Genomic DNA, 4,626 nt, shown 5'->3' with positions numbered 1-4,626 from the left:
AAGGGAGGCCATTTCCGAATCGCCCCGCCCGATGCCGCTGACGTGCGCTACAAGCAATTCTACTGGCCGGAGACGAACGTCCTGATTACACGATTTCTCTCCCACGACGGAGTCGGCCAGGTGACGGACTTCATGCCCGTCGGACTCCCCGCGGAGAGCCAGGGACGACACCAGCTCGTACGCCGGGTGCAGGTCGTCCGGGGTACGATGCGTTTCCGGATGGAGTGCTTGCCGGCTTTCGATTACGCCCGGCAGGAGCACGGCACGATTATCGAGGACGCGGGCGCCTGCTTTCACACCCCGAGCCTGTCGCTGGGCCTCGGCACCGGCAGAAAGCTCGAGCGCTGGAAGCAGGGTGTGGTTGCCGAGTTCGAGCTTCTGGAAGGCGAGAGCGCCGTCTTCGTTCTCGGACGCGTCGAGAAAGACTCGGGTTGCGGCGGTCTGTTCGGCGAACGAGAGGCGGAGGAGAGGATCCAGAGCACCGTGGACTACTGGCTCCATTGGTTGTCCCAATGCACCTACCGCGGCCGATGGAGAGAAGTGGTGCACCGGTCCGCGCTCGCGCTCAAGCTCCTGACGTTCGAGCCTACCGGCGCCATCGTCGCCGCGCCGACCTGCAGTCTTCCCGAGGAGCTGGGAGGTGAGCGCAATTGGGATTATCGCTACACCTGGATTCGTGATGCCGCCTTCACTCTGTACGCGTTACTGAGGGTGGGATTCACCTCCGAGGCAGCCCGGTTCATGGATTGGCTCGAAGCCCGATGCCACGAGCTCGAGCCCGACGGATCGCTCCACATCATGTATGGAATCGACGGCCGCCATCGCCTCGACGAGGAGATTCTGGATCATCTGGAAGGCTACCGCGGCTCGGGCCCGGTTCGGGTGGGGAATGCCGCCTATGATCAGCTGCAGCTCGACATCTATGGCGAGCTCATGGACTCGGTCTATCTCTACAACAAGTATGGCTCACCGATTTCCTATGATTTGTGGCGTCATCTCCGAAGGCTCGTCGATTGGGTTGCCGATCACTGGGGACTCGAGGACGAAGGCATCTGGGAAGTGCGGGGCGGCCGTCGCCACTTCGTGTACTCCAAGCTCATGTGCTGGGTCGCCCTCGACCGAGGTTTGCGCCTCGCTGACAAGCGCTCGTTTCCTACGGATCGGGATCGCTGGCTCGACGTGCGGGACCGGATCTACGAGGAGATTATGAGCCGTGGCTGGAATCGGGACCGAAACACCTTCGTGCAGTCGTTCGACGGTGACTCCCTGGATGCGGCGAATCTGCTAATGTCCATGGTGTTCTTTCTATCTCCCACGGACCCGCGAAACCTCATGACTCTGGAAGCCGTGCTGGAACCTCCCACCCGCGGCGGCCTGGTATCGAATAGTCTGGTGTACCGTTACAACCTCCATGAGACCCCCGACGGTCTCCCCGGTGGGGAGGGTACGTTCAATATCTGTACGTTCTGGCTGGTCGAGGCGCTCACGCGTGCCGGAAGGAGGGATCGACGCTGGCTCGATCGATCGCGGGTGATGTTCGAGGAAATGCTGGGGTACGCGAACCATCTGGGTCTGTACGCCGAGGAGACGGGATCGAGTGGCGAGGCTCTGGGAAACTTTCCCCAGGCCTTTACCCACCTGGCCCTAATCAGCGCGGCGTTCAATCTGGATCGTGCCCTAGGGGCTTCGGATTGATGGACTCCACGTCGAGCATCGGGATTCGGCTGTTTGGTGAGAGCGTTTGTGGTGCACGTAGTTGCGTCATCGTGACCCAAGGGTCATTTTTCGACGAAGCTGGGGAACTCCCTAGTTCCCTCGATTGCTCCACTGGGATACCTTGGTGGCATGATCGGTAAAGGATTTTCTACCATGATGTGGCGGGTTGGCCGATGAGGGTGCCTCAGATCCTGCTCGCAGACGATCACGAGCTCGTGCGCAAGGGCCTTCGGGAGGTCCTGGCGAAGCGTCCCGATTGGAACGTGTGTGGAGAGGCGGTGACGGGAAGGGAAGCCGTAAGCAAAGCCAAGGAGCTCAAGCCGGAAGTGGTGATTCTCGACGTGTCGATGCCGGAGCTCAATGGCGTCGAGGCGACGCGCGAGATCGTTCAGAGCTGTCCCAAAACCGAGGTGCTGGTCCTGACCGTCCATGACTCGGACGGCCTGATCCGGGAGATCCTCGACGCCGGGGCCCGGGGCTATGTCTTGAAATCCGACGCAACGACCAAGCTCGTCGCCGCCATCGAATCGCTCCTCGTACGCAAGCCGTATTTCACCTCACACGTTCACCAGATCGTTCTCGAAGGCTATCTCGACGGTGTGAAACCGCTGAAGGGCGAGCCGCTACGCCGCCTGACGTCTCGCGAGACTCAGATCCTCCAGCTCTTGGCCGAGGGACGAAGTAACAAGGAAGTCGCGAGTATCCTCGACATCAGTGTGAAGACGGTCGAAACGCACCGAACGAATATCATGCGAAAACTGGGGGTTCACTCCGTCGTCGAGCTCGTTCGCTACGCGATCAAGAACGAGATCATCCAGGCGTGATCTCTGGTCAGCGGCTTCGAGCCGCACCAGTGAAGTTATCCCGACTTGTCGGTAACAGTGCGGGTGTGTCCGTGGGGACAAGCAAAGTAAGGGCCCAGCTGCCAACGTCAGCGAAACGCACCCACCGAACGCTCCAAGCCATAGTGCTTGGCGAGAGCGATCTCGTACGCCTCGCTGATGGGCACGGAGTCATCGTACTCGGGCGCGTTCTTGACTGCCTCGCGGCTCATCTCGGCTTTGAGAAGACGCTTCTCCCAGCTCACGCCGCTCACCCAGCGGGTGGCCAACAACACCTTCTTCCCGCCCGGCAACCAGTTCCGTACGTCGATCTCCAGATAGCGAATGGACCAGCTTTCGTCGCTGACGATGAAATCCTCGACGTGTCCCAATTTGCCATCCACACCCTCGAAATGATAACCCCTCACCTCTTCGGCCGAACGAAGATGAGGATGCTCGGGCGGTTCGATGTCGTGACTCGCGGCCCCGGCTGAGCGCGCAAGCTCGCCTGGCGTGAGAAAGGGGCCCCAACCCGGTCCGCCGGCCCAGTAGTAGGGCAGGCGGTAGAAATCACTATAGTGGACCTCGTAATGACGTGAGACCGGCTTCTCGGAATCGACCGGGGGTGCATCCTGCACTTCGCTCCGGTTCACGTTCACCGGCAGAACTTTTGCGGGGCCGTTGGGCGGATCCTCGAGTACCATCGGGGAAATGAGAACTTCACGCCGCTTCAGCCATTCGCCAGTCGCTACCACGAGATAGCGAACGGTCCAAGAATCGTCGCTGAAAAAGAGATCGGCGATCTCCCCGATGACGCCGTCTTTGGCACGAATGGAAAATCCTAACAGATCGCTGGCCTTCCATAGCATGGTTCGACTCCTCCTGTCGTCGTAAGCCGAGCTGTCGACGAGGTCTACGACGACGACGGGCTAACGGTGAGCTCGTTGGTCACACGTCGCGCTCCACCCTCGTAGGCGTTCTCGATTGCAGTCCGAGCCTCGGCCCAACTATCGACGGTACCCCTGAGCGTAACGACCCCGTCATCGACGGAGACGTCGATGTGATCGGAGTCGACAAAGGGGCTCCACCAGAGCTCGTCCTTCACCTCTTCCGCGATTTCGGCATCGGGGCGAAGGTCAGTGCTCGAGGGTCCCTCGTAATAATACTCGCCGTACCCATCAGGGAAGCTCTCGGGTTCGACGTACGGGTCGTAGACCGTTCTAGGCCTGTCGTGGTCAACCACGATGCGGTTCTCGACGGAAACGACGCCCTCGACACCGGAAACCACGTCGTCGGCGTGGAACTTCTCGAAGTAGCTGTCGGTCTGGCCACTCAAAGTAACCTTGCCGCCGACGACGCGGACATCGATCTCGTAGCTCTCGACCACGGAGTCTCGGATGAAAGCCTGGACGACGTCGGAACGGATATCCTCATCGTTGAGACCGGGAGTGACGCGAACCTTGATGCGGTTCGAGACCCGGAGGATCCCGACGGTGTTGCGGGCATCCTGTTCGGCGGCGTGCCGCGCCCTGAGGTTGTCGACGATCCCACGAAGAGTGACATTTCCGCCATCCACGTAGACGCTCAACGGGAAGGCGAGAACCCTGGGGTCCCGTGCGAGAGCGTCCTCCACGGCGGCGCGAATCTCCTCATCCGAGCGCGCCGCGTATTTGCGACGCCTGAGGTCCTCGTCCCGAGCCCACCTTTCGACGTTCAGACCTGAGGCATCGACCTCCTTGACGCCGGTTACCCAAGCGGTCGTGGTGGCCCTCCATTTTTCCGCAGCGCTGCCCACGGTGCCCGTAAGACTCACCACCCCGTCTTCGACCTCGACCTCGATGAGCCCGTCATCGACGAAAAGATCCCACTCGAGCGTCGTCTCGATTTCCGCTTTGAGCTCGTCGTCGCTTCGTACCAGCTTCGGCGAGACCTCGACGCGATTGTCGATTCCGCGGACACCGTCGACCGACTTGACGACCTGTGCCACTAGCGTCCGTTCTCGATAGGAGTCCACCCTTCCCGTTAGGATGACGTGTCCGTTGTCGACGGACAGCTCTTGGATTTCATAGGCTCTGGTGGCTGGATCGGC

The 4,626-nt window shown here is 60.7% G+C and carries 4 protein-coding genes; 2 read left to right on the top strand and 2 right to left on the bottom strand.

Annotation, left to right across the window (positions count from 1 at the left end; genetic code table 11):
* Together VEK15_19110 and VEK15_19105 are read left to right on the top strand one after the other, a co-directional pair.
* A partial coding sequence (locus VEK15_19110) for a glycoside hydrolase family 15 protein (GenBank protein HXV62816.1) occupies nt 1-1,695 on the top strand: 1,695 nt, incomplete at its 5' end.
* A 194-nt stretch (nt 1,696-1,889) separates the two neighbouring features.
* Nucleotides 1,890-2,540 carry a response regulator transcription factor gene (locus VEK15_19105; GenBank protein ID HXV62815.1) on the top strand — a complete coding sequence of 217 codons (651 nt, stop codon included), beginning with the start codon at nt 1,890-1,892 and terminating at the stop codon, nt 2,538-2,540.
* A gap of 107 nt (nt 2,541-2,647) precedes the next feature.
* Here the strand turns inward: VEK15_19105 and VEK15_19100 are convergent, their stop codons facing one another.
* Both VEK15_19100 and VEK15_19095 read right to left on the bottom strand, forming a co-directional pair.
* On the bottom strand, nt 2,648-3,406 hold the full coding sequence (locus tag VEK15_19100; protein HXV62814.1) for a PRC-barrel domain-containing protein: 759 nt from the start codon (nt 3,404-3,406) through the stop codon (nt 2,648-2,650).
* Nucleotides 3,407-3,450: 44 nt separating this feature from the next.
* Nucleotides 3,451-4,626 (bottom strand): BON domain-containing protein (locus VEK15_19095; GenBank protein ID HXV62813.1); only part of this gene is annotated, 1,176 nt, incomplete at its 5' end.

The sequence above is a fragment of the Vicinamibacteria bacterium genome (assembly GCA_035620555.1).
In the GTDB taxonomy this organism is placed as follows: Bacteria; Acidobacteriota; Vicinamibacteria; order Marinacidobacterales; family SMYC01; genus DASPGQ01.
The sequence above is the reverse complement of the archived record's forward strand: the minus strand, read 5'-3'. Positions and strand labels throughout refer to the sequence as shown.

Excerpts from the sequence above, each read along its gene's own strand:
- VEK15_19100 (HXV62814.1), bottom strand. The coding sequence starts at position 3,406 with ATGCTATGGAAGGCCAGCGATCTGTTAGGATTTTCCATTCGTGCCAAA.
- VEK15_19105 (HXV62815.1), top strand. The coding sequence starts at position 1,890 with ATGAGGGTGCCTCAGATCCTGCTCGCAGACGATCACGAGCTCGTGCGC.